The sequence below is a fragment of the Methanothrix harundinacea 6Ac genome, from assembly GCF_000235565.1.
Classification (GTDB): domain Archaea; phylum Halobacteriota; class Methanosarcinia; order Methanotrichales; family Methanotrichaceae; genus Methanocrinis; species Methanocrinis harundinaceus.
Genome location: NC_017527.1, coordinates 1,362,863 through 1,384,362, shown reverse-complemented (window position 1 = coordinate 1,384,362; position 21,500 = coordinate 1,362,863). Strand labels below are relative to the sequence as shown.

Sequence of the window (21,500 nt, the reverse complement as noted above, 5' to 3'; positions counted from 1 at the left end):
GTGGTCTATAAGAACGTTATATGTCCGGTCTGCGGCGCCTCCTGCGACGACATCCAGGTGGAGCTGGATGGGGATCGCCTGACGGTCAAGAACGCCTGCAAGATGGGAAACGCCAAGTTCCAGGAGCTGGTGAGCGCCCACAGGATTCGAGAGCCTATGATGACCGTGGACGGCGAGCAGAGGGCCGTCCCCTGGGCTGAGGCGATCGAGAGGGCGGCCGAGATCCTGATCGAATCGAAACGACCCCTAATCTTCATGGGGAGCGAGACCAGCTGCGAGGCGATGGAGGTCGGCCTCCACCTGGGCGAATTTCTCGGCGCCGCCGTCGACTCCAACTCCACAGTATGCCACGGCCCGACGGCCATGGGGATCCAGGAAGCGGGAAGGGTCGGGGCGACGGCGGGAAACAGCAAGATCAGAGGCGACCTCGCCGTATACTGGGGTTCCAACCCCCTGGAGTCGATGCCCCGGCACATGTCCAGGTATGCGATATACCCGAGGGGGCACTGGACCCGCCGGGGGAGGTTTGATCGGACGGTGATCACCGTCGACCCCCGGAGGTCGCCTACGGCCGAGAACTCCGACCTTCACGTCCAGCTGAAGCCCAACTCCGATTACGAGCTCCTCTCGGCCCTCCTCACCCTTCTCCACGGCAAAAGGCCTCACCCAACCGTCGAGGAGACGACCGGCGTTCCCATATCCTTAATGGAGGAGATGGTGGACATGATGAAGGGGTGCAACTTCGGCACGATCTACGTCGGCCTGGGAATCGCCTCATCCTACGGAAAGCACCGGAACGCCGAGCTCGCCTTCAACCTGGTCAAGGAGCTGAACGGGCACACCAAGTTCGTCATCGGTGCCCTGAGGGGCCACTGCAACGTCGCCGGGTTCAATCAGATGGCATCTTACCTCTACGGCTACCCCTTCGCCCTGGACTTCGCCCGGGGCTACCCTCGATACAACCCTGGCGAGTACTCCGCCGTGGACCTTTTGAGAGAAAAGGACGCAGATGCGGCCCTCGTCGTCTGCGCTGACCTCGTCTCCCACTTTCCGGCGGTTTGCGCGGAGCGTCTAGCCGAGATCCCGGTGGCCTGTATCGATATCGCTCCCTGTCCCACCACCATGATCTCCGAGGTCGTTCTGCCTGGAGTGATCGACGCCATGGAGTGCGACGGGACCTTCTACCGCCTCGACGACGTCCCGGTGTACTTCACCCCCTTCACCACCTCCCCCTTCTCCTTCACCGGGAGCAACGAAGACACCCTGAGGCAGATATTCGATCGTGTAAAAGAGGGCAGAAGGCCTTCATCCCTGCCCTAAGACTAATCGCTCACTTCAGGAGGATAGGAATTGTCTACAAAACTGGTGCCATCTCTTTGCCCTTACTGTGCAGTAGGTTGCGGCTATTACCTCGTTGTAGAGAGGGGCAAGGCCATGGGCGTTGAGTATATGAAAGGCCACCCCGCCTGTGAGGGAGCCCTCTGCCCCAAAGGCAACGCCGTCCTGGAGATCTTGAATAACGGGGACAGGCTCGAATATCCCCTGAAGAGGGATGGCGACGAATTTGTGAGGATCTCCTGGGAGGAGGCCCTGGATCTGGCAGCAAGGGGCCTGGCCGGCAGCGCACAGGACCACGGCCCGGAATCCCTGGGCTTTTTGGCCTCATCCCGCTGCAACAACGAAGAGAACTACCTGATGCAGAAACTAGCCCGCCTCCTCGGCTCGCCCAACGTAGACAACTGCGCCCGCCTCTGCCATTCGCCTACCGTCGTCGGCCTCGGCGCGGTTCTGGGGACGGGAGCCATGACCAACAACCTCGGAGACCTCAAAAACTCAAGCTGCATCTTTGCCATAGGCACAAACTTCGCCGAGGCTCATCCCGTCGTCTCGCGCTGGGTAGAGAAGGCGAAGGAGAGCGGAGCTAAGGTTATCGTCGCCGATCCTCGGATCACCTCCACCTCCTGGATGGCGGACCTCCACCTGCGGATCAACCCTGGAAGCGACATCGACCTCTTGAGGGGGATGATGAAGGTGATCGTGGATGAGGAGCTCGCCGATGAGAGGTTCATCGAAGAGAGGACTGAGGGCTTTGAGATCCTCGCTGCCAGCCTCAGAGGCTATTCCCTGGCGAAGGCCTCCGAGATGACGGGGGTTCCCGCTGAAGAGATCGCCCAGGCCGCCCGGATCTATGCCCGGTCCCCCGCTTCCTCTCTCCTCTACTCCATGGGCATAACCCAGCACATCTGTGGCACCGACAACGTGAAGACCTGCGCCACCCTCGCCCTGGTCGCCGGCCAGATGGGAAGGCCGGGGGCTGGCGTCTGGCCGATGCGCGGACAGAACAACGTCCAGGGAAATTGCGATATGGGCGGCATGGCCGAGTTTTATCCAGGCTACAGGAGAGCATCAGACCCCAAATCGATCGACTTTTTCAAGGCTGCCTGGGAGGCAGAGGACCTGCCCCTGGGGCCGGGGCTTACAGCTACAGAGATGACGGAGGCGGCGCTGGAGGGGAAGATTAAGGCGATGTACATCATAGGAGAAGATCCCGTCACCTGCGATGCCAACATCAACAAGACGAAGGCCGCCCTCGATAACCTCGACTTTCTCGTCGTCCAGGAGATCTTCATGACCGCCACCGCCAGGATGGCCGATCTCGTCCTGCCGGCGGCCGCCTGGGCGGAGAAGGACGGAAGCTATACCTCCATGGAGCGGCGGGTCCAGTGGATCGACCAGGCCGTCCCCCCCGTCGGCGAGGCGAAGGAGGGGCTCTGGGTCATAAATGAGATCGGGAAGAGGATGGGTCTGGACCTGAAGGGGGAGAGCGCCGATCAGGTCCTCAAAGAGATCAACAGGAACGTCCCACAATACGGGGGGATGACCCGGGAGCGGATCTCGAAGGTGGGTGGCCTCCTCTGGCCCTGCCCCGACGAGGGCCATCCCGGGACTGAGATCCTCCATCAGGAGAGGTTCTCCACCCCCAGCAGCAGGGCGAATATCGCCTCCGCGGATAACAGGCCCCCCGCCGAGGAGACGAGCCCTGAGTATCCGATCCTCCTCTCCACTGGAAGGATCGTGGTCCACTACAACAGCGGCTCCATGACGAGGCGGAGCCCCTCCCTCCTGGATAGAGACCCTGAGCTCTACGTCGAGATCAATCCAGAGGATGCAGCGAGGCTCTTGATCTGCGAAGGTGATATGGTCAAGGTGGAGACGGTCCGGGGTGAGGCCGAGGCCCGGGCCCGGGTGACGAAAAGAGTGAAGCCGGGGATGGTCTTCATGCCCTTCCACTGGCAGGCGACCAACATCATCACCTCCGACGCCCTCGACCCCATAGCCAAGATTCCGGAGTATAAGATGGCCGCCTGCAGAATATCGGTGAAGCCTTGAGGCCCGAGGGATGAAGGAGAGCTGGCACGTCGAGAGGGTTGAGGAGGCGGAAGAGTTCTGGAGGGGCGAGCGGCTCGATCGGGGCGGAGCCTTTCAGACGGTGAGGTGCACTGAGATATCGGGGTCCGAGAGGCGGAGCCTGGAGGTGGACGTCGCCATCGAGGAGAGGGTTGCCCTGATCCTGGATGGCATGATGGTGGCGGAGCTCTTCTGCCTCCCTTCCCAGCTTGAAGAGCTGGCCGTCGGCCATCTCCTCTGCGAAGGCCACCTCCGTGGGATCGAAGATCTCGTCTCGGCGAGGGTGGCTGGCAAAGAGATATTCTGTGAGGGCAGAGGCGGCGGGATGAAGGTGGAGGCTCGTCCGACGGCCTCAGACCTGAGGATCCGTCCCGAGGTGGTCTTTAAAGCCCTTGACATGATCAACGACGCCGCTCTCGTCTGGAGGAGGACCGGGGGCACCCACTCAGCTCTGGTCCTCGGAGAGGAGGGCGCCTTAAGCTCATTCTGCGAGGACGTCAGCAGATCCTCGGCGGTGGACAAGGCCGTCGGGTCTGCCCTCATGGCGGGAGCCGATCCGTCGAGGTCTGTTCTTATAACTACGGGAAGGCTCTCATCGGCGATCGTCTCCAAGGCGGGGATGGCCGGGATCCCCGTCCTGGTCAGCAGGGCAGGCCCCTTGAATGCCGGAATTGAGCTTGCCGAGAGGTTGGGGATGACCCTGGCCGCCTTCGCCCGGAGGCCAAATCTCTATGTCTACGCCGGCAAGGAGCGGATATTATGACGATGGCATCGAGCTATTTTGAATTTAAGGAGTGAGGGCGAGAATGAAGGGAGAAAATACCGGGATGACGGATCTATTAGAGGTCGCAAGATTGCGGTTCATCTCCGAGCTGGACCGCTGGTGCGACCAGAGGGACGTTCCGAGAGATGAGCTGGATGACCAGGTGGTAGCGACCCGGCCCCTCAGCAGCGCTGAAGCGATCGGAAACCCCGAGATGGACGACTTCCCCCTCCTGAGGGGAAAGGAGGTTCTGATGCAGGCGAATTATCGGGGATCCTGCGGCCAGGCCTTCACCTCCGCCCGGGGCGTCTTCGCCGGAACCCTGGAGGGGGTGCTGGAGCTCTCCCTGGATAACACCTTCGAGCGGGCGGTCCTCGTATCGACGATCAACGCCGTCATGAGATATTGCGGCCTCGTGGAGGGGACGGTCCACTGCAGGGATGCCGGCCCCCGGGAATGTGCCGAAAGCCTGGCCCAGCTCTTGAGGGGAGAGAGGCCTTGCGGGGTGGGGCTGGTGGGGCTCCAGCCCGCCATCCTCTCGTCTCTCGTCGAGGTCTTCGGCCCCGAGAGGGTGATGGTCTCAGACCTCGCCAGTGCCGGTGAGACCCGTTCGGGGGTCAAAATCCTGGACGGAGCCCTGCCTGAGCCCCTCTTTGAGAGGTGCCCCCTGGTTCTGATCACAGGCACCACCCTCGTAAACGGCACCATAGACGCCCTTCTGGAGCTGGCTTTTCGGTTGGAAAACCGGGTCGTCTTCTACGGGACGACCGTAGCAGGGGCCGCCCGCCTCCTGGGCCTGGAGAGGTGGTGCGTCTGTTCAGAGTGACCTTCCTCATCCAGAAACCTCCTCTTAAAATTGATACCACCCCTCTCAGGAGCGGTTGAGAAGATGTCTGAGATAACCCTTACCATCGACGGCCGAGAGGTGACGGTCCTTTCAGGGGCTACCATCCTCGATGCGGCCCGGAAAGCCGGCTCTTATCTGCCGGCGCTGTGCCATCATCCCGACTTGAAGCCCATAGGATCCTGCAAGCTCTGCATCGTGGCAGTAGAGGGCCTGGATCACTACCCCACATCCTGCAACACCCTCGCCGAAGAGGGGATGGTGGTAAAGACCCGGACAGAGGAGCTGCAGGAGATGAGAAGGCACACCCTGGAGATGCTCCTGGCCCTCACCAACCACCCCACCTCCTGCCTCTTCTGCGACCGAAAGAACGAATGCACCGAACTGCGGGAGTGCATGAGGAAGTTTCCGGTGACTGTGGGCTGCAAGTTCTGCCCCCAGGATGGCTCCTGCGAGCTGCAGGAGGCGGTGGAGTTCGTGGGCCTGGAGAAGGTCAGATATCAGCTCCACTTCAGGAATATGCCGGTGTTGAGAGAGCCCTTCTTCGATCGGAACTACAACCTCTGCATCATGTGCAGCCGCTGCGTCCGAGTATGCTCGGAGATCCGGGGGGAGGGGGTCCTCAAGAGCAACCCCGACTTTCACCGCATGCACTGGATAGGGCCCCCATCTCTTTTGGACTCCGATTGCAAGTTCTGCGGCGCTTGTGTCGACGTCTGCCCCACCGGCGCCCTATCCGTCCGGTCCGATAAATGGGCGCGGCCGGAGAAAACGATCTCCACCGTCTGCCCCTACTGCGGCGTCGGCTGCCGGATGAAGCTCGGGGTCGAAGACGAGAGGATAGTCTCCATAGCTCCTGATCGCGAGGGACCGGTGAATCGGGGGCAGTTGTGTGTAAAAGGCCGCTTCGGCCTCGACGAGATCGTCCATCATCCCGACCGCATCACCACCCCCCTGATAAGACGAAATGGGCGATTCGAGGAGGCGACCCTCGAGGAGGCCCTCGACCTCGTCGCGAGAAGGTTCTCCGAGATCAGAGATGAATACGGACCCGACTCCCTGGGAGCCCTCTCCTCATCCCGGTGCACCAATGAGGAGAACTACCTCGTCCAGAAGCTCGCCCGGGCGGTCTTCGGCACCAACAACGTCGACAACTGCGCCCGGGTCTGCCACGCCCCTTCAGTAACCGGCCTTGCCGCCTGCTTCGGCAGCGGTGCCGCCACCAACTCCTTCGACCAGATCGAAGACGCCGACGTCCTCTTCGTCATCGGCTCCAACACCACCGAGGCCCATCCCATTGTGGGGCTGAAGGTTATCAAGGCGGCCAACAAGGGGACAAAGATCATCGTCGCCGACCCCCGCAAAATCGAGCTCGTCGATAGGGCGAAGGTCTGGCTCAACCTGCGGCCTGGAACCAACATCGCCCTCCTCAACGGGATGATGAACGTCATCCTCCGGGAGGGGCTGGAGGATGGGGAGTTCATCGCCAGCCGGACCGAGGGGTTCGAGGAGTTCCGGAAGGTGGTCGATGGATATACCCCCGAGAGGGCCGCCGAGATAACCGGGGTTCCAGCAGCCGATATCGTCGAGGCCGCCCGCCTCTACGCCAGCGCCGAGAAGGCGATGATCATCTACAGCCTGGGGATGACAGAGCACGTCACTGGAACCGCCAACGTCATCTCCCTGGGAAACCTCGCCATGCTGACGGGGAACGTCGGCCGCAGGTCGACGGGGGTGATGCCGCTGCGGGGTCAGAACAACGTCCAGGGGGCCTGCGACATGGGCGCCCTCCCCAACAACCACGTCGGCTATCAGCCGGTGACGGACGCGAGGGTTCGGTCCAAGTTCGAGGAGGCCTGGGGGGTCCGGCTCCCGGCAGATCCCGGCCTCACCTCTACAGAGATGCTGGAGCGGCTGGCGGAGGGGAGGGGAATCCGGGGGCTCTACATCCTGGGGGAGGACCCCGCCCAGACCGACCCCGATACCAACCGCGTCCGCTCCTCCCTGGAGGCCCTGGAGTTCCTCGTCGTCCAGGAGATATTTCCCACCGAGACGACCAAGTACGCTGACGTCATCCTTCCGGCCGCAAGCTTCGCCGAGTGCGACGGTACCTTCACCAATGGGGAGCGGAGGATCCAGCGGGTGAACCGGGCGATCCCCCCTCTCGGTGGCCTTGCTAACTGGGAGACGATCTGCCTCATCGCCCAGAAGATGGGCTATCCCATGAGCTATGCCGACCCCTCCGAGATCATGGATGAGATATCGTCTCTGGCGCCGATCTTCGCCGGAGTGAGCTTCTCGCGGCTGGGTGGCCTCGGCCTCCAGTGGCCCTGCCCATCGATAGACCACCCGGGGACGGAGACGATGCACCTCGGCTGCTTCAGCCGGGGGCTCGGAAAGTTCAACCCCGTCGAGCACAGGCCCCCCGCCGAGGAGACCGATCCCGACTACCCGTTGATCCTCACCACCGGCCGAAGAAGGGAGCACTACAACTGCGGCTCCATGACCCGCCGCTCAAAAGGGATAATGTGGGTCTGGCCGGAGGAGACGATCGAGATCAGCCCCGCCGACGCCGAGGATCTGGGAATCGAGGACGGCGAGACGGTCCTCGTCAGGTCCAGGCGGGGCGAGGTGAGGGTGAAGGCGAGGGTCACCGAGAAGTCGTCCCGCGGCGTCGCCTTCTTGTCCTTCCACTACGCCAACGTTCTTACGAACCTCCTCACCAACGCCGCCCTGGACCCTGTAGCGAAGACGCCGGAGTACAAGGCCTGCGCCATCCGCGTAGAGAAGGTCCCTTCGTGAAACGAGGAAGGGACCCTTCTGCCATGGTCCCCGTCAGGGGACCAATCATATTTAAAAAAGCGGCATCTTACTCTACCCCATGAGACTCCTCCTCTTCGACCCATCTTCGGGCGCCTCCGGCGACATGATCATGGCCTCCCTCCTGGACCTGGGGGCCGACCCGGATGCGGTAAGAAAAGCCGTCGAGTCGGTCGGCTGCACCCTTGAGATCTCCAGGGCGGAGAAGCACCACATCTCCGCCGCGAGGGTGAGGATCCATGCCGGCGGGAAGAGGTACAGGACCCTCGCGGAGGCGAGATCGGTCCTGGCGGCGGCAGCCCTCGCCCCCCAGGCCCGCGACCGTTCGATGAAGATCATGGAGATCCTGGCCGAGGCGGAGGGGAGGGTCCACGGCGTCTCCGGAGAGGAGGTGCGGTTCCACGAGATCGGGGCCCTGGACGCCCTCGCGGACATCGCCGGAAGCGCCGCTGCCTGGGAGAGCCTGGGGGCCGATCGGGTCGTCGTCCTCCCGATATCCGTCGGCTCGGGAACCGTCGTCGCCGCCCACGGCCGCCTCCCGGTCCCAGCGCCGGCGACCCTGGAGATCCTGAAGGGGTCGGCCCTCCTCTGGAGGGGCGGGCCCGTCGAAGGGGAGCTCTTGACCCCCACGGGGGCGGCGATCCTGGCGGCGTTCGCGGACGAGGCCGCCGCCGAATATCCTCTGATCCGGGCCGGGGCCTCGGGCTACGGAGCCGGATCGAAGGATTTGGCGGTCCCAAACCTCCTGCGGACCGTCATCGGTGAGCCGGCGGCACCGAAGGGCCCTGGCGAAAGCCATCCCCATCCTCACCACGACCGGGTCGTCCAGCTGGAGACGAACGTCGACGACGTCACCGGGGAGGTCCTGGGCGGCCTTTTAGAGATCCTGATGGAGGCGGGGGCCCTGGACGTCACCATCGTCCCGGCTCTGATGAAGAAGGGAAGGCCCGCAAGCCTCATCCAGGTCCTGGCGAAGAAGGAGGAGGCAGAGCGGCTCGCCCGGATCGTGATGAAGGAGACGGGAAGCCTCGGGGTCAGGGTCTTTCCGTCCCTCCACCGGTTCGTCGCCGAGAGGGAAGAGAGGGAGGTCGGCTTCGAGATAGAAGGCCGGCCTTTCAGGGTGAGATTGAAGGTGAGCCTCATCGATGGGGAGATCCTCCGGATCAAGGCTGAGCACGACGACTGCCGGCGGATCGCGCGAGAGAGCGGCCTTCCCCTGAGGGAGGTGGCGAGGAGGGCGGAGGAGGCGGCCTGGGAAGAGCTCGGCCGGCCCCCGGCCCCGGCCCATCCGTCGAGGCCCTGACATATCCCGGATTGTTATACTCTTTCCCATAAGGGATAATCAGATCTTATTACGAGGATCCGATCTAATCGCAAGGTTCTTCTATCTATAGCGGGTCCATCAATCCGGTGGATGGTTCATGACTTCTGATGCCTCTAGCCAGCTCTTCGAGGTCGCCAAGCGGCTGATGCCGGGGGGCGTCAGCAGCCCCGTCCGGGCTATATCCCCCTACCCCTTCTACGTCTCCAGGGCCGAGGGCCCTCACCTCTGGACGAAGGAAGGCCAAAGGCTCATCGACTACTGCCTCGCCTACGGACCCATGATCCTCGGCCACAGGCACCCCCTGGTGATGGAGCGAGTCGTGAAACAGCTGGAGCAAGGCTGGCTCTACGGCACCCCCTCGGAGCTGGAGGTCTCCCTCGCAAAAAGGATCGTCGGCCACTACCCCAGCATCGATATGCTCAGGTTCGTCAGCACCGGGACGGAGGCGACGATGGCCGCCCTCAGGATCGCCCGGGGCTACACCGGCAGAGATAGGATCGTCAAGGTGGAGGGGGGGTTCCACGGCGCCCACGACGCCGTCCTGGTGAAGGCGGGGTCCGGGGCGACGACCCTGGGGGTTCCCGACTCCCTGGGGGTGCCGAAGGATACGGCCAAGAACACCATCCAGGTCCCCTACAACGACCTTGGGGCGATGGAGGCGGCCCTGACGGGCTTCGACGGCGAGGTGGCGGCGGTGATCATGGAGCCGGTCCTGGGAAACATCGGCCCCGTCCTCCCCGAGCCGGGGTACCTGGAGGGGGCGAGAAGGCTCACAGAGGAGCACGGCGTACTTCTCATCTTCGACGAGGTGATAACCGGTTTCCGGCTCAGCCTCGGAGGCGCCCAGGCCCGGTACGGCGTCGTCCCGGACATGACCACCCTGGGGAAGATCATCGGCGGAGGCTTCCCCATCGGGGTGGTGGGCGGGAGGCGTGAGCTGATGGAGATGGTCGCCCCCAGCGGCGGGATCTACCAGGCGGGGACCTTCAACGGCAGCCCCGTCTCTCTAGCCGCCGGGATGGCGACCCTCGACGTCCTGGAGGGGGAGAGGACCCTGGAGAGGCTGGACTCCGTGGGGGAGGATCTCCGGAAGGCCCTCGCCCAGATCGTTGAGGACCTCGGCCTCAGCTACTCGGTGGTGGGGACGGCCTCCATCTTCAAGATCTTCTTCGGCGCCGCTCCAAAGAACTACGCTGAGGCGCTGAGGTGCGACAAGGCGGGATACCTCGCCTTCTTCCGGAGGATGCTGAAGGCCGGGGTATTTCTGCCGCCGAGCCAGTATGAGACGAACTTCATATCCGCCGCCCACACCGACGACGTCATAAACGAGACTCTGGAGGCTTACAAGTCAAACCTGCTAGGCTGATCGTAGGAAGCCGCGGAAGCCCTCTCGCTCTGCGGCAGACGAGGACCGCCATCTCCCTCCTGGAGGCGAGGGGGATCGAGGCGGAGATGAAGGTCGTCAAGACGAAGGGAGACCACGTCCTGGACCTCCCCCTCCACCGGGTCTCGGGGAGGGGGCTCTTCGTCAAGGAGATCGACGACCTGATGCTGGCGGGGGAGATCGACGTCGCCGTCCACAGCATGAAGGACCTCCCCTCCAAGAGGCCCGAGGGGCTCGTCATCGGAGCCGTCCTCCCCCGGGACTCGCCCCTGGACGTCCTGGTGAGCGACGACGGCGTCTCCATCGACGGGCTGGAGGAGGGGGCGGTCGTCGGGACCTGCAGCATGAGGAGGGCGGCGCAGCTGCGGCGGGCGAGGCCCGACCTCGTCATCGAGTCCCTCCGGGGAAACCTGGAGACGAGGCTCCGGAAGCTGGAGGAGGGGAGGTACCGGGCGATCGTCCTCGCCCTGGCGGGGATCGAGAGGATGGGGTACAGTCCCAACTACGCCGTCCTGGACCCCGAGAGGTTCGTACCTTCCGCAAACCAGGGGGCGATCGCCGTGGTGGCGACGGAAGGGTGGGCGGAGGAGCTCGTCGGTGGGATCGACCACCTCCCGACGAGGAGGGAGGCGGAGTGCGAGCGGGTATTCCTGGAGGAGATAGGCGGCTCCTGTGTCGTCCCCATGGCCGCCTTCGCCCGGCTCTCCGGGGACGAGATCTCGGTCCTGGCGGAGGTCTTGTCCCTGGATGGGGCGAGGTCGGTGAGGGCGGAGGGACGGATCTCCGCCGCCGACCACCTGGAAGGGGCGAGGGAGCTCTCCCGAAGGCTGGTGGCGATGGGCGGCCGGGATCTGGCAGAAGAGGCGGTGAGGGAAGTTGGATCGGACTGAATGCGGTAAGGTATGGCTCGTCGGCGCCGGCCCCGGGGACCCGGAGCTGTTGACGCTGAAGGCGAGGAGGCTCCTTGAAGAGGCCGATGTGATCTTGTTCGACCGGCTCCTATCCTCCGAGATCCTCGGATGGGCGGGGGAGGGGGCGGAGATGATCGACGTCGGAAAGCTCCCCGGCCGCCACAAGCTCTCTCAGGAGGAGATCAATGCCCTCCTGGTGGAGAAGGGGAGGGAGGGGAAGGTCGTCGTCAGACTGAAGGGGGGCGATCCCTTCGTCTTCGGGAGGGGCGGGGAGGAGGGGCTAGCCCTCGCCGCGGCGAGGGTGCCTTTCGAGGTCGTCCCGGGGGTCACCTCAGCGATATCCGTCCCGGCGGGGGCGGGGATCCCCGTCACCCATCGGGGCGTAGCCACCGCCTTCACCGTCGTCACCGGCCACGAGGAGCCGGGGAAGGAGGAGGAGCTGGACTGGGAGGCCCTGGCCCGGGTCGGCGGGACCATCGTCGTCCTGATGGGGGTATCGAGGCTCGCAGAGAACGTCTCCGCCCTCCTCCGGGGTGGCCGCGACCCAAAGACCCCGGCCGCCCTCATCGAGAGGGGGTGGAGCCCCGAGGAGAGGGTCGTCGTCGGAACCCTTGGAGACGTAGTCGAGAGGGCGAAGGAGGAGGACGTCCAGGCCCCGGCGATCCTGGTGGTGGGGGAGGTGGTAGCCCTATCAGAGGAGCTGAGGCGGCCGACGATCGCCATCCTGAGGCCGGACAACCGGGGGGAGGAGTCCGAGAGGATCGCCATATCCCTCGGCTTCAGGCCGATCCTCGCCCCCTCCATAGCCTTCTTGGAGCTTCCCCTGCCTAAGGACCTCCCCGAGAGGATCGAGGCGGCCGACTGCGTCGTCTTCACCAGCGCCACCGGGGCGGAGATCGCCCTCCGGGACGAGGGGCTCGCGGCCCTTCTGAGGAGGTCGGTCCTCGCCACCATCGGACCCCGGACGGAGGAGGCTCTGGCGGAACGGGGGCTCTCGGCGTCCATCGTCCCCGAGAGCTTCAGCTCCCGGGGGCTCGCCCTCGCTCTCGCGCCCCGGTTCAAGAAGGTCCTCCTCCTCCGGAGCGCCAAGGGAAGCCCCGAGCTGGTGGAGATCCTCGAAGAGGCGGGGGTGGAGGTGGACGAGGTCCACCTCTACGACATCGCCCCCTCCGGCGACTCCAGGCTCGACTGGCTGATCCTCCGGGGGACCCCGGACGTCTTCGCCTTCACCAGCGGCTCCACCGCCAGAAACCTTCTCGCGAGGGCGAAGGAGCTCGACGCCGAGGGCCGCCTCCGGGAGAGGCTCTCCGAGGCGAAGGTGGTGGCGATCGGCCCCCCCACCAGGTCGGCTCTGGAGGAACTCGGGGTGAGGGTGGATGTGATGCCGGATAGGTACACCTTCGGTGCCATGCTGGAAGAGCTGAGGAGGAGAGGATGATAATATTCTCCAAGGCCCTGGCGGACCAGGCGACGGTCTGGGACTCCATCAGGAGAGCAGAAGGGGCGGAAGGGCCCGTCCCCGACGAGATGATCAGGTTCTCGGGAGAGAAGAAGCCGGTGGTGATGTGGAACATCACCCGCCACTGCAACCTCAATTGTGACCACTGCTACATCGACGCTACGGAGGCAGCGGCGGAGGAGCTGAAGCTCGAAGAGGGGATAAGGCTCATCGACGAGCTCGCCGCCCTCAAGATACCGATGCTGATCCTCACCGGAGGGGAGCCCCTCCTGAGCAGAAACTTCTACGCCTACGCATTTCATGCGAGAGAGGTCGGCCTGCGGACGGTCATCTCGACGAACGGGACCCTCATCACCCCGGAGGTGGCACGCCTCCTCAGGGAGGCGGAGGTGAGGTACGTCGGGGTCTCCCTCGACTCCTGCAGGCCCGAGGCCCACGACAGATTCCGGGGCGTGAAGGGCGCCTACGATAGGGCGATCGAGGGGCTCGCAAACGCCCGGGAAGCCGGCCTCAAGACCGGCCTGAGGGTCACCCTCACCAAGGACAACTGGCACGAGGTCCCCGCCCTCCTCGACCTCGCCCTGGAGCTGGGGGTCCCTAGGTTCTGCCTCTACCACCTCGTCCCCGTGGGGAGGGGGGCGGAGATCTCCGACCGGGACGTCTCCGCCGAGGAGAGGCGGAGCGTCATCAGGTTCCTCGCCGAGGCTGCCGTCGAGCTGAAGGACCGGGAGATCGAGATCCTCTCCACCGACTCCCCCATGGACGGGGCGTACCTCCTGGAGATGCTGAAGGACGAGCCGGAGAGGCGGGAGCGGGTCCGCCAGCTCCTCAAGAACTCCGGGGGCTGCACCGCCGGGGTGAAGGTCGCCAACATAAACCATCGGGGGGACGTCCTCCCCTGCCACTTCATGCCCGAGGTGGTCGTCGGGAACGTCCGGGAGAGGAGCTTCAAGGAGATCTGGATGGACGATCCGTCCCCGGAGCTCCTGGCCCTGAGGGATATCAGGTCGAAGCTCACGGGGGCCTGCGGCGACTGCGAGTACCTGGACGTCTGCGGCGGCTGCCGACAGAAGGCTCGGTACTACTGCGGGGACATCTGCGGCGAGGATCCGACCTGCGTGGTGAAGGACCTGTTGGGGAAGTGAGACCCTCCTGGATAGTCCCTGTGACATCACCCAATTTTTTTATTGATCTCAAGGCCGGATATGAGATCTCTCCCCATCGCCGGAATAGAGGCAGGATTTAAAACCCAGAATCGCCCTTTCGGGATGGCCTGAGACGATCCCAACCTCAGGATCGAGAAAGAAGGGCCACGGTATCGGAAAGTTTAATAAACGAGTACAGCCGAATTAATGACAGAGGTGATTTCCATGGCGGAAGAGAAGAAGAAGGAGAAGAAAGAGGAAGAGGTAGCAAAGGTGGACCCGATAAAGCCGAGCGAGAAGCGCGGTGGAAGAAAGAGGCTCCTCGACGGCTGCGTATAATCTCGATGACGACATCGGGTTACGGCGGCCGCTGACCATCGATCTTATCGGCGGCCCCGTCCCCCGCCCCGGTGGCGCCCTCCCTGGAGGGGGGCGTCCTCGGTCCTGACTTCTTCTCTCTTCGGCTTATATGCGTCCCCATCCATCCTCCGACCCTAAGCTTTAACGGGGATGATGATGATGGGCTGAAGGATGCCCATACCCATCCTCAACGACATCATAATCATCTTCCTCATCTCGATCATCGCCATCTTCGTAGGGGCGAGGCTTCGGGTCCCGGTGGTGGTGGGGTTCCTGGTGACGGGGATCGTCGCCGGCCCCCACGGCCTCCGGCTCGTCCACGAGGTGGAGCAGATAGAGTTCTTCTCCGAGGTGGGGGTCGTCCTCCTCCTCTTCGCCATCGGCATCGAGTTCTCCTTCGAGAGGCTCCTGCGGATCAGAAGGGCGGCCCTGGTGGGGGGGCCCCTCCAGGTCGCCATAACCCTTCTTGCGACCACCCTCATCGGCATCGAACTTGGGCTCCCCGTCAACGAATCGATCTTCGCCGGATTCCTCATCGCCCTCAGCAGCACCGCGGTGGTCCTCAAGATCCTCCAGGATCGGGACGAGGTGGACACCCCCCACGGCGGAAACACCCTGGGGATACTGATATTCCAGGACATAGCCGTCGTCCCCATGATGCTCTTCGTCCCCCTCCTGGCGGCGGAGGAGTCGACGGGCCTATCGGTGGCCCTCCTGATGATGCTGGCGAAGGGCGCTGGAATAGTCGTCCTGGTGATAGTCAGCGCGAAGCTCTTGGTCCCCGCCCTCCTCTACCAGGTCGTCCGCCTCCGGTCGAGCGAGCTCTTCCTCCTGACGGTGATCCTCATCTGCCTCGCCGTCGCCTGGGTCTCCTACTCCGCCGGCCTCTCCCTTGCCCTGGGGGCGTTCCTCGCGGGGCTGATCATCTCCGAGTCGGATTACAGCTATCATGCCCTGGGGAACGTCATCCCCTTCAAGGACGTCTTCACCAGCTTCTTCTTCGTCTCCATCGGGATGCTCCTGGACGTCGGCTTCTTCTTCGAGAGTTTTGAGCTGGTGGCGGGGGCGGCGCTGGGGGTCGTTCTGTTGAAGGCCGCCGTCGCCGGCGGGGTCTCCGTCCTCCTCGGCTACCCCATCAGGACGGGGGTCCTGGCGGGGCTCGCCCTCGCCCAGATCGGGGAGTTCTCCTTCATCCTCTCCAAGACCGGCCTCGACTCCGGGATCATGGGCCGGGGCGAGTACCAGCTCTTCCTGGCGGTCTCGATTCTTACGATGGCGGCAACCCCCTTCGTCATCGCCGCCTCGCCTAAGGTCTCAGAGATCATTTATCGCCTCCCCATGCCGGAGAAGCTGAGGTCGGGCCTCCCCTTCGCCGCGATCCCTGAGAAGAGGGAGAACCACCTGGTGATCGTCGGCTACGGCTTCGTCGGAAGGACCCTGGCCAAGGCCGCGAGGGTAGGAGAGCTCACCTACATGGTCCTGGAGATGAACCCGGAGAAGGTGAGGGGGGAGAGGGCGAACGGGGTGCCGATCCACTACGGGGATGCCACCCAGGAGATCGTCCTCCGGCACGCCGACGTCGATACGGCGAGGGTCGTCGTCGTCGCCGTCTCCGACGAGATGGCGACCCGGAGGATCGTCGAGCTGGCGAGGAGGATCAACCCCAAGGTGTACATCATGGCCCGGGTCCGCCACCTCGCCGAGGCGGCGCCCCTCTACGACCTGGGGGCGGACGAGGTCGTCCCCGAGGAGTTCGAGACCTCGGTGGGGATCTTCTCCCGGGTCCTCGCCAAGTACCTCGTCCCCAGGACCGAGATCGAGAAGATGATCGTGGAGGTCCGGTCCCTCGGCTACGAAATGTTCCTGAACGCCGAGATCGAGCCGTCGAAAATCTCGGACCTGAGGCGGTACCTCCCCAACGTCGAGGTCGTAACCGTCAAGGTGGAGGAGAAGGCCCCCGCCTCCGGGAAGGCCCTGGAGGAATTGGAGCTGCGAAAGAAGCTGGGGGTGAACGTCATCGGAATCCTCCGGGACTCGGGGAACATCCTGAACCCCGTCAGGGAGACGGAGATCGAGGCCGGAGACGTCCTCCTCCTCCTCGGGACCTCGGAGCAGATCGCCAAGACGAGGTACATCTTCCGGGACCCCATGAGGTACCCCCGGCCGGGGTCGGGGCCCCTGAGGGACCGGGAGGCCCCCGCCGAAAGGGAGAGAGAGATGGAGGGCGAAGGGAAGGCAAAAGCCGGTGGCGAGGACGCCGCCGAGGCGGCCCCAGCCTCCCGGGGACTCCCGGGCGGGGAGGAGCTCTGAAGGCGATCCTCCCCCCCGGCCGCCCCACCCGGGAGCTTTGGAAGGCCGGGAGGAGGCGGAGAAAGCTATAAAATATAAGAGAGCAGAGATGATGAAGGAGGCTCAAAGATGAAAGAAGAGGTTTTCTTCGGCGAGGGGATGGTCGGCGTCAAGAAGGATTACCCCGACCTCTACGAGGCGATCGTCGGCCTGAACGAGGCGACTTACACGGGAAAGGTTCTCGACTACAAAACCCAGAAGCTGATCGCCCTGGGGATCGCCGCCGCCTCCTCCGACGAGAGGGCGACGAAGAAGCAGATGATGAGCGCGAAGAAGGAGTTCGGGGTCACCAAAGACGAGATCGTCGACGTCCTGAGGGTGGTCCTTCTGACGTCGGGGATGCCCCCCTTCACCAAGGCTATGAAGATCCTCTACGAGCTTTAGTAGAGGGCGTTAACAGGATCGAATTTGAGGGGAAAGTCTAGAGGCGGAGGCTCCCCTCAAGCCACTTTCATCTCCTCTTCTCCAACCTTACTCTCCTTCTCCAGCTTCTTTATCGTCTCCCTCAGCTGAATAGCCCGCTCGAAGTCGAGGGCGTCAGCCGCCGCCCTCATCTCGGCTTCGAGCTCGATCACCACGTTCGGGATATCCGACTTTGGTATATGCCTCGTCTCGGTGATCTCGACCTCCTTCTCCCGGATCGGCTTTATGATCGTCTGGGGGACGATCCCGTGCTCCTGGTTATACCGCATCTGGAGGGCCCGCCTCTCCTCGGTCTTCGCGACTGCGCCCCGGACCGAGTCGGTCATCCTGTCGGCGTAGAGGACGACCCGGGAGCTCGCGTTCCGCGACGCCCGGCCGATGGTCTGGATGAGGCTCCTTTCGTCCCTGAGGAAGCCCTCCTTGTCCGCGTCGAGGATTCCGATGAAGCCCACCTCGGGGATGTCCAGCCCCTCCCGGAGGAGGTTGATCCCGACGAGGACGTCGAACTTGCCCAGGCGGAGCTCGCGGATGATCTCGGTCCTCTCGATCGTCTGGATCTCAGAGTGGAGGTAGCGGGCCCGGATCCCGTTCTTCGCAAGGTAGTCGGTCAGCTCCTCGGCGAGCTTCTTCGTCAGGGTCGTCACCAGGGCCCGGTCGCCAGCCGCGACCACCCGTTCTATCTCCAGCATCACGTCCCGGACCTGCCCCTCTGCGGGCCTGACCTCGACGACGGGGTCGAGTAGCCCCGTCGGCCGGATGATCTGCTCGACCACTTGGCCCGACCGCTCCAGCTCGTAGGGGCCGGGGGTCGCCGAGACGAAGATGACGCTCCTCATGAACCGCTCGAACTCCTCGAACCTCAGGGGCCGGTTGTCGAAGGCGCTTGGTAATCTAAAACCGTAGTCGACGAGGCTCTTCTTTCGGGACCGGTCGCCCTTGTACATGGCGCGGAGCTGGGGGATCGTCTGGTGGCTCTCGTCGATGACCAGGAGGAAGTCCTCGGGGAAGTAGTCGAGGAGGCAGTAGGGCGGTTCCCCAGGCCGCCTGCCGTCGAAGTGGCGGGAGTAGTTCTCGATCCCCTTGCAGCTGCCGGTCTCCTCGATCATCTCGAGGTCGTAGAGGGTCCTCTGCTGGAGGCGGTGGGCTTCGAGCATATCGAGATCCGGCAGCCTCTCCTCCAGCTCCGCCAGGATCGACCCGATGGCGCCCTTCTGCTCCTCCTCGGGGATGACGTAGTGTCTCGCGGGGTAGACGTAGAAGTACCTCATATCCTCGCGACGGACGCCGGTCTGCCGGTCGATCTCGGATATCCGCTCCACCTCGTCGCCGAAGAGCTCGATCCGGAGGATGTTGTTGAAGTAGCCGGGGACGAGGTCGATCGTCTCCCCCTTGGCCCGAAACCGGCCCGGCGCAAGCTCCATCTCGTTTCTCTCGTACTGGCTCGCTACGAGCCGCTCCAGGATCTCCCGGCGGGATACGCGGTCGCCGACCTTCAGCTCAAAGCCCATCTTCATGAAGTTCTCGGGGTTACCCAAACCGTAGATGCAGGAGACGGAGGCGACGACGATGACGTCATTTCGCGACAGGAGGGAGGCGGTCGCCGCAAGCCGCATCTGCTCGATCTTGGGGTTGATGGAGGAGTCCTTCTCGATGTACTGGTCTTTGGCGGGGATGTAGGACTCGGGCTGGTAGTAGTCGTAATAGGAGACGAAGTACTCGACCCGGTTCTCGGGGAAGAACTCCCGGAACTCGTTATAGAGCTGGGCCGCCAGGGTCTTGTTATGGGCGATGACCAGGGTCGGCTTCTTGACGGCGTCGATGACCTTGGCGACGGTGTAGGTCTTCCCCGAGCCTGTGACTCCGAGGAGGGTCTGGAGGCGCTGGCCGGATTCGAGGCCGCTGACGAGCTTATCGATCGCCTCGGGCTGGGAGCCCTTCGGCTCGAAGTCGGAGGCGATGGCAAACTCTGGCTTTGTAGGTGGATCAGAAGATTGAGCCTGTCTCGTCATGGCTGCCGGGTCGGAGATTCTTTCAGGGGAGAGGTGGAAAGGAGGGGTTTACCGCCTCCCAGCCTCACCCCCCTTTCGCCTCTTTAAGGTACTCCAGGGTTCTCTTCTTCATCTCCCGAGCCTCATTGCCGGTGGGGTCCAGGAGGATCGCCCGGTCGAAGGACTCCACCGCCTCATCGTACCTCTCCAGGCCGATGAGGGCGATCCCCCTCACCATCCAGCCGGGGACGAAGTCGGGCATCGCCTCGACGAGCTCCTCGGCGAGTTCGGCGACGGCGTCGTACCTCTTCAGCTTGGAGAGGGGGCCGAGCTTGTTGAACTTGTAGCTCGGCTCCTCCGGCTCCAGATCCAGGAGGAAGTCGAGGAACTCGATCGTCGCCTGCCAGTCCCCCCGGTCGAAGATCGCCCCCGCCAGGTCGTTCCACTCCTCGGGGTCCCGGAGGGTCAGGGCTACGCCGACGCCCTGCCGATATGCCTCCTTCGCCTCCTCGACCCGGTCGAGGTTCCGCAAGGTCATGATCTTCGAGATCCAGCCCCGCAGGTGGTCGGGCTTCGCTGCGATCGCCCTATCGAAGTACTCCAGGGCCCCCTCGTCGTCGTTCTTGAGGGAGGATATCCCCCCGAGGAGGTCGAGGATCTCCGGGTCCTCGGGGCGGAGGTCGAAGGCCCGCTCGGCGCTGGCTCGCCCCTCATCGAGCCTCCCCGCCCCCAGGTACGCCACCGCCAGCTTGTACCACCCCTCGACGTCGGAGGGGTCGGCCTCGACGATCTCCCTGAAGAACTCCACCGCCTCCTCGAACCTGTCCGTGTGCATCAGGAAGATGCCCTCAGCAAACCTGTCTTCTCCCATCCTGCTCGCCCCTCCGTGGCCCTGCCTCAGTCCTTCTCATCCACTTCTCCTCCGGCATCCTTCAAACAGATCCGGTCTGTACCCATATTATAAAAGCCTCTTTCCCCGCCCGACGGGGCTATCGGCCGCCCGCCACCATCCGGAGCCTCCGATCTAGGTTCGTGGGGCTCCATCTCCCGCCTCCGCCACCAGCCACGCCGAGGCGTCGAGGTATACCCCATTGCCGAAGACGGCGTCTCCCGAGGAGGCCTCGTCCATCGCCCGCCTCGCCCTCCGCTTCACCACCTCCATCGGCGGCTCGGGGAAGGGCTCCGATAGGGACCGATGCTCCCGGACGATCCTCTCGATCTCATCCTCGTCGACGAGGCCGATCCGGTCGATCACCTCCACCTGCCGCTGGAACCGGTCGATCGCCTCCGGCGACAGGTTCTCGATGAAGGGGATCGCTCCCCTCGACCCCACGATCCTCCCATCTTTGTCGATCCCGTTTCTGTGGAGGGCGACGATGGAGTCGCCGGGGAGGTGCCCCTTCGACTCCTCTCCGCAGACCAGGAGGAACCGGATCTCGGAGTTCGAGATGAGATTTCCGACGACCTTCTCGACCCCCAGGTTCTCAGTCTTGCAGGGGCCCCAGATCGCCGCCCCCGGAGCCCGGAGGCTGCTCGCCAGGGTCACCACCGCGATCCTCGAGCCGGGGTCGCCGAGGCTGTACTCCCCCCTCAACGGAGGCCACCTTCCCGCTTCATCCGCCCTCCCCCCTCCCCTCTCCTCCCTCCTAGCCCCTTCGGCGCGGTCATCTTCATCCGAAACGACGGGATGTTCGCAGGTCATCGTAAGAGAGATGGACTCCAGGGTTTAAAAGCTTTGAACCGGGGTAGCACGCCGGCTTGGGAGCACCTCAACAAGAGGCTTATATACAAAAAGGGCTCACCTGATGATTAATTGGGAAAGTTCGGCGGACCGGGATGGACGGTCGCCGAGGCAGGGGCTGAGAGATATGGCATCTTACGAGGAGCGGATCCTCCAGGCGATAGAGGATTCGGAGGTGGGGCTCACCACCGTGGACGTGGCGAAGGTGGCGGGGGTGAGCAAGACGACGGCGATAAAGTACCTCTCAGTCCTCAAGTCCGAAGGGAAATGCGAGTTTGTTGAGGTCGGCCCCTCCAAGCTCTGGAGGAGGAGAAAACTGCCCGGAGATCTCAGCGAGGCCGGAGAAGGGCTGAAGAACCTGGAGGCCGCCCTGAGGCGGGGCAGAGCCGCCGAGGCACCGGTGAACCTGTCGATCATAGCCCGCCTCGAGGAGATCTCCGAGGATCTGACCGTCTCCCTCTCCTTCAAGGTCAGGCCCGAGAAGGTCGAGGCCCTCATCGACCTGATAAGAGGAGACCTTCCCGAGAAGGAGGGGCTATAGCCCCTGCTGGACCCGGAAATTAGCCTTATATAAGATACGG

At 63.8% G+C, this 21,500-nt stretch carries 16 protein-coding genes; 13 read left to right on the top strand and 3 right to left on the bottom strand.

The genetic code is table 11. The features are described from left to right. The 12 genes from MHAR_RS06580 to MHAR_RS06525 all read left to right on the top strand — a co-directional run bounded on the left by MHAR_RS06580 (position 1) and on the right by MHAR_RS06525 (position 17,151). Entirely contained in the window at positions 1-1,320 is a 1,320-nt protein-coding gene (locus MHAR_RS06580) for a formylmethanofuran dehydrogenase subunit B (protein WP_014586832.1), read from the top strand. Between the two features lie 45 nt (positions 1,321-1,365). Beyond that, a complete protein-coding gene (gene fdhF / locus MHAR_RS06575) occupies positions 1,366-3,390 on the top strand; it encodes a formate dehydrogenase subunit alpha (protein ID WP_228369641.1) in 2,025 nt (674 codons plus the stop codon). A 10-nt stretch (positions 3,391-3,400) separates the two neighbouring features. Next, positions 3,401-4,171, top strand: coding sequence for a formate dehydrogenase accessory sulfurtransferase FdhD (locus MHAR_RS06570; RefSeq protein WP_014586830.1), 771 nt, complete (start codon positions 3,401-3,403; stop codon positions 4,169-4,171). A 64-nt stretch (positions 4,172-4,235) separates the two neighbouring features. Further along, entirely contained in the window at positions 4,236-4,997 is a 762-nt protein-coding gene (locus tag MHAR_RS06565) for a Rossmann-like domain-containing protein (RefSeq protein WP_143763325.1), read from the top strand. Between the two features lie 63 nt (positions 4,998-5,060). Next, the gene (gene fdhF / locus MHAR_RS06560; RefSeq protein WP_014586828.1) at positions 5,061-7,817 is read left to right on the top strand and encodes a formate dehydrogenase subunit alpha; all 2,757 of its coding nucleotides are present in this window, start codon (positions 5,061-5,063) and stop codon (positions 7,815-7,817) included. Between the two features lie 79 nt (positions 7,818-7,896). After that, positions 7,897-9,138: a nickel pincer cofactor biosynthesis protein LarC gene (gene larC / locus MHAR_RS06555; protein ID WP_014586827.1), complete on the top strand. Its 1,242-nt coding sequence runs from the start codon at positions 7,897-7,899 to the stop codon at positions 9,136-9,138. A gap of 118 nt (positions 9,139-9,256) precedes the next feature. Next, positions 9,257-10,525, top strand: a complete 1,269-nt coding sequence (gene hemL / locus MHAR_RS06550; RefSeq protein ID WP_014586826.1) for a glutamate-1-semialdehyde 2,1-aminomutase — start codon at positions 9,257-9,259, stop codon at positions 10,523-10,525. Next, positions 10,522-11,433, top strand: a complete 912-nt coding sequence (gene hemC / locus MHAR_RS06545) for a hydroxymethylbilane synthase (protein ID WP_048144453.1) — start codon at positions 10,522-10,524, stop codon at positions 11,431-11,433. Before hemL ends, hemC begins: the two co-directional genes overlap by 4 nt. After that, positions 11,420-12,892, top strand: coding sequence for a uroporphyrinogen-III C-methyltransferase (cobA, locus tag MHAR_RS06540; protein ID WP_014586824.1), 1,473 nt, complete (start codon positions 11,420-11,422; stop codon positions 12,890-12,892). Before hemC ends, cobA begins: the two co-directional genes overlap by 14 nt. Beyond that, the gene (locus MHAR_RS06535; RefSeq protein WP_014586823.1) at positions 12,889-14,058 is read left to right on the top strand and encodes a radical SAM/SPASM domain-containing protein; all 1,170 of its coding nucleotides are present in this window, start codon (positions 12,889-12,891) and stop codon (positions 14,056-14,058) included. The genes cobA and MHAR_RS06535 overlap by 4 nt, the downstream gene beginning before the upstream one ends. 531 nt (positions 14,059-14,589) lie before the next feature. Further along, on the top strand, positions 14,590-16,728 hold the full coding sequence (locus MHAR_RS06530; protein ID WP_014586822.1) for a monovalent cation:proton antiporter family protein: 2,139 nt from the start codon (positions 14,590-14,592) through the stop codon (positions 16,726-16,728). 108 nt (positions 16,729-16,836) lie between these two features. Further along, on the top strand, positions 16,837-17,151 hold the full coding sequence (locus MHAR_RS06525; RefSeq protein WP_014586821.1) for a carboxymuconolactone decarboxylase family protein: 315 nt from the start codon (positions 16,837-16,839) through the stop codon (positions 17,149-17,151). 56 nt (positions 17,152-17,207) lie between these two features. On the opposite strand, the gene uvrB is transcribed toward MHAR_RS06525, so the two are convergent. The 3 genes from uvrB to MHAR_RS06510 form a co-directional block, all read right to left on the bottom strand. Further along, positions 17,208-19,199 (bottom strand): excinuclease ABC subunit UvrB, encoded by a 1,992-nt coding sequence (gene uvrB / locus MHAR_RS06520; RefSeq protein WP_014586820.1) that lies wholly within the window; start codon positions 19,197-19,199, stop codon positions 17,208-17,210. Between the two features lie 64 nt (positions 19,200-19,263). After that, positions 19,264-20,049: a tetratricopeptide repeat protein gene (locus MHAR_RS06515; protein ID WP_014586819.1), complete on the bottom strand. Its 786-nt coding sequence runs from the start codon at positions 20,047-20,049 to the stop codon at positions 19,264-19,266. 153 nt (positions 20,050-20,202) lie between these two features. Continuing rightward, complete coding sequence (locus MHAR_RS06510) at positions 20,203-20,772, bottom strand: tetrahydromethanopterin S-methyltransferase subunit A (protein ID WP_394296394.1); 570 nt, start codon at positions 20,770-20,772, stop codon at positions 20,203-20,205. A 274-nt stretch (positions 20,773-21,046) separates the two neighbouring features. On the opposite strand from MHAR_RS06510, the gene MHAR_RS06505 reads away from it, so the two are divergent. Continuing rightward, the gene (locus tag MHAR_RS06505) at positions 21,047-21,460 is read left to right on the top strand and encodes a FaeA/PapI family transcriptional regulator (RefSeq protein WP_048144452.1); all 414 of its coding nucleotides are present in this window, start codon (positions 21,047-21,049) and stop codon (positions 21,458-21,460) included. The last annotated feature ends 40 nt before the right edge of the window (positions 21,461-21,500 follow it).

What these genes read in the sequence shown, in the direction of transcription:
- MHAR_RS06570 (WP_014586830.1), top strand. Translation starts at nt 3,401, where the DNA reads ATGAAGGAGAGCTGGCACGTCGAGAGGGTTGAGGAGGCGGAAGAGTTC.
- MHAR_RS06565 (WP_143763325.1), top strand. Translation starts at nt 4,236, where the DNA reads ATGACGGATCTATTAGAGGTCGCAAGATTGCGGTTCATCTCCGAGCTG.
- fdhF (WP_014586828.1), top strand. Translation starts at nt 5,061, where the DNA reads ATGTCTGAGATAACCCTTACCATCGACGGCCGAGAGGTGACGGTCCTT.
- larC (WP_014586827.1), top strand. Translation starts at nt 7,897, where the DNA reads ATGAGACTCCTCCTCTTCGACCCATCTTCGGGCGCCTCCGGCGACATG.
- hemL (WP_014586826.1), top strand. Translation starts at nt 9,257, where the DNA reads ATGACTTCTGATGCCTCTAGCCAGCTCTTCGAGGTCGCCAAGCGGCTG.
- MHAR_RS06535 (WP_014586823.1), top strand. Translation starts at nt 12,889, where the DNA reads ATGATAATATTCTCCAAGGCCCTGGCGGACCAGGCGACGGTCTGGGAC.
- MHAR_RS06530 (WP_014586822.1), top strand. Translation starts at nt 14,590, where the DNA reads ATGCCCATACCCATCCTCAACGACATCATAATCATCTTCCTCATCTCG.
- MHAR_RS06525 (WP_014586821.1), top strand. Translation starts at nt 16,837, where the DNA reads ATGAAAGAAGAGGTTTTCTTCGGCGAGGGGATGGTCGGCGTCAAGAAG.
- uvrB (WP_014586820.1), bottom strand. Translation starts at nt 19,199, where the DNA reads ATGACGAGACAGGCTCAATCTTCTGATCCACCTACAAAGCCAGAGTTT.
- MHAR_RS06515 (WP_014586819.1), bottom strand. Translation starts at nt 20,049, where the DNA reads ATGGGAGAAGACAGGTTTGCTGAGGGCATCTTCCTGATGCACACGGAC.
- MHAR_RS06505 (WP_048144452.1), top strand. Translation starts at nt 21,047, where the DNA reads ATGGCATCTTACGAGGAGCGGATCCTCCAGGCGATAGAGGATTCGGAG.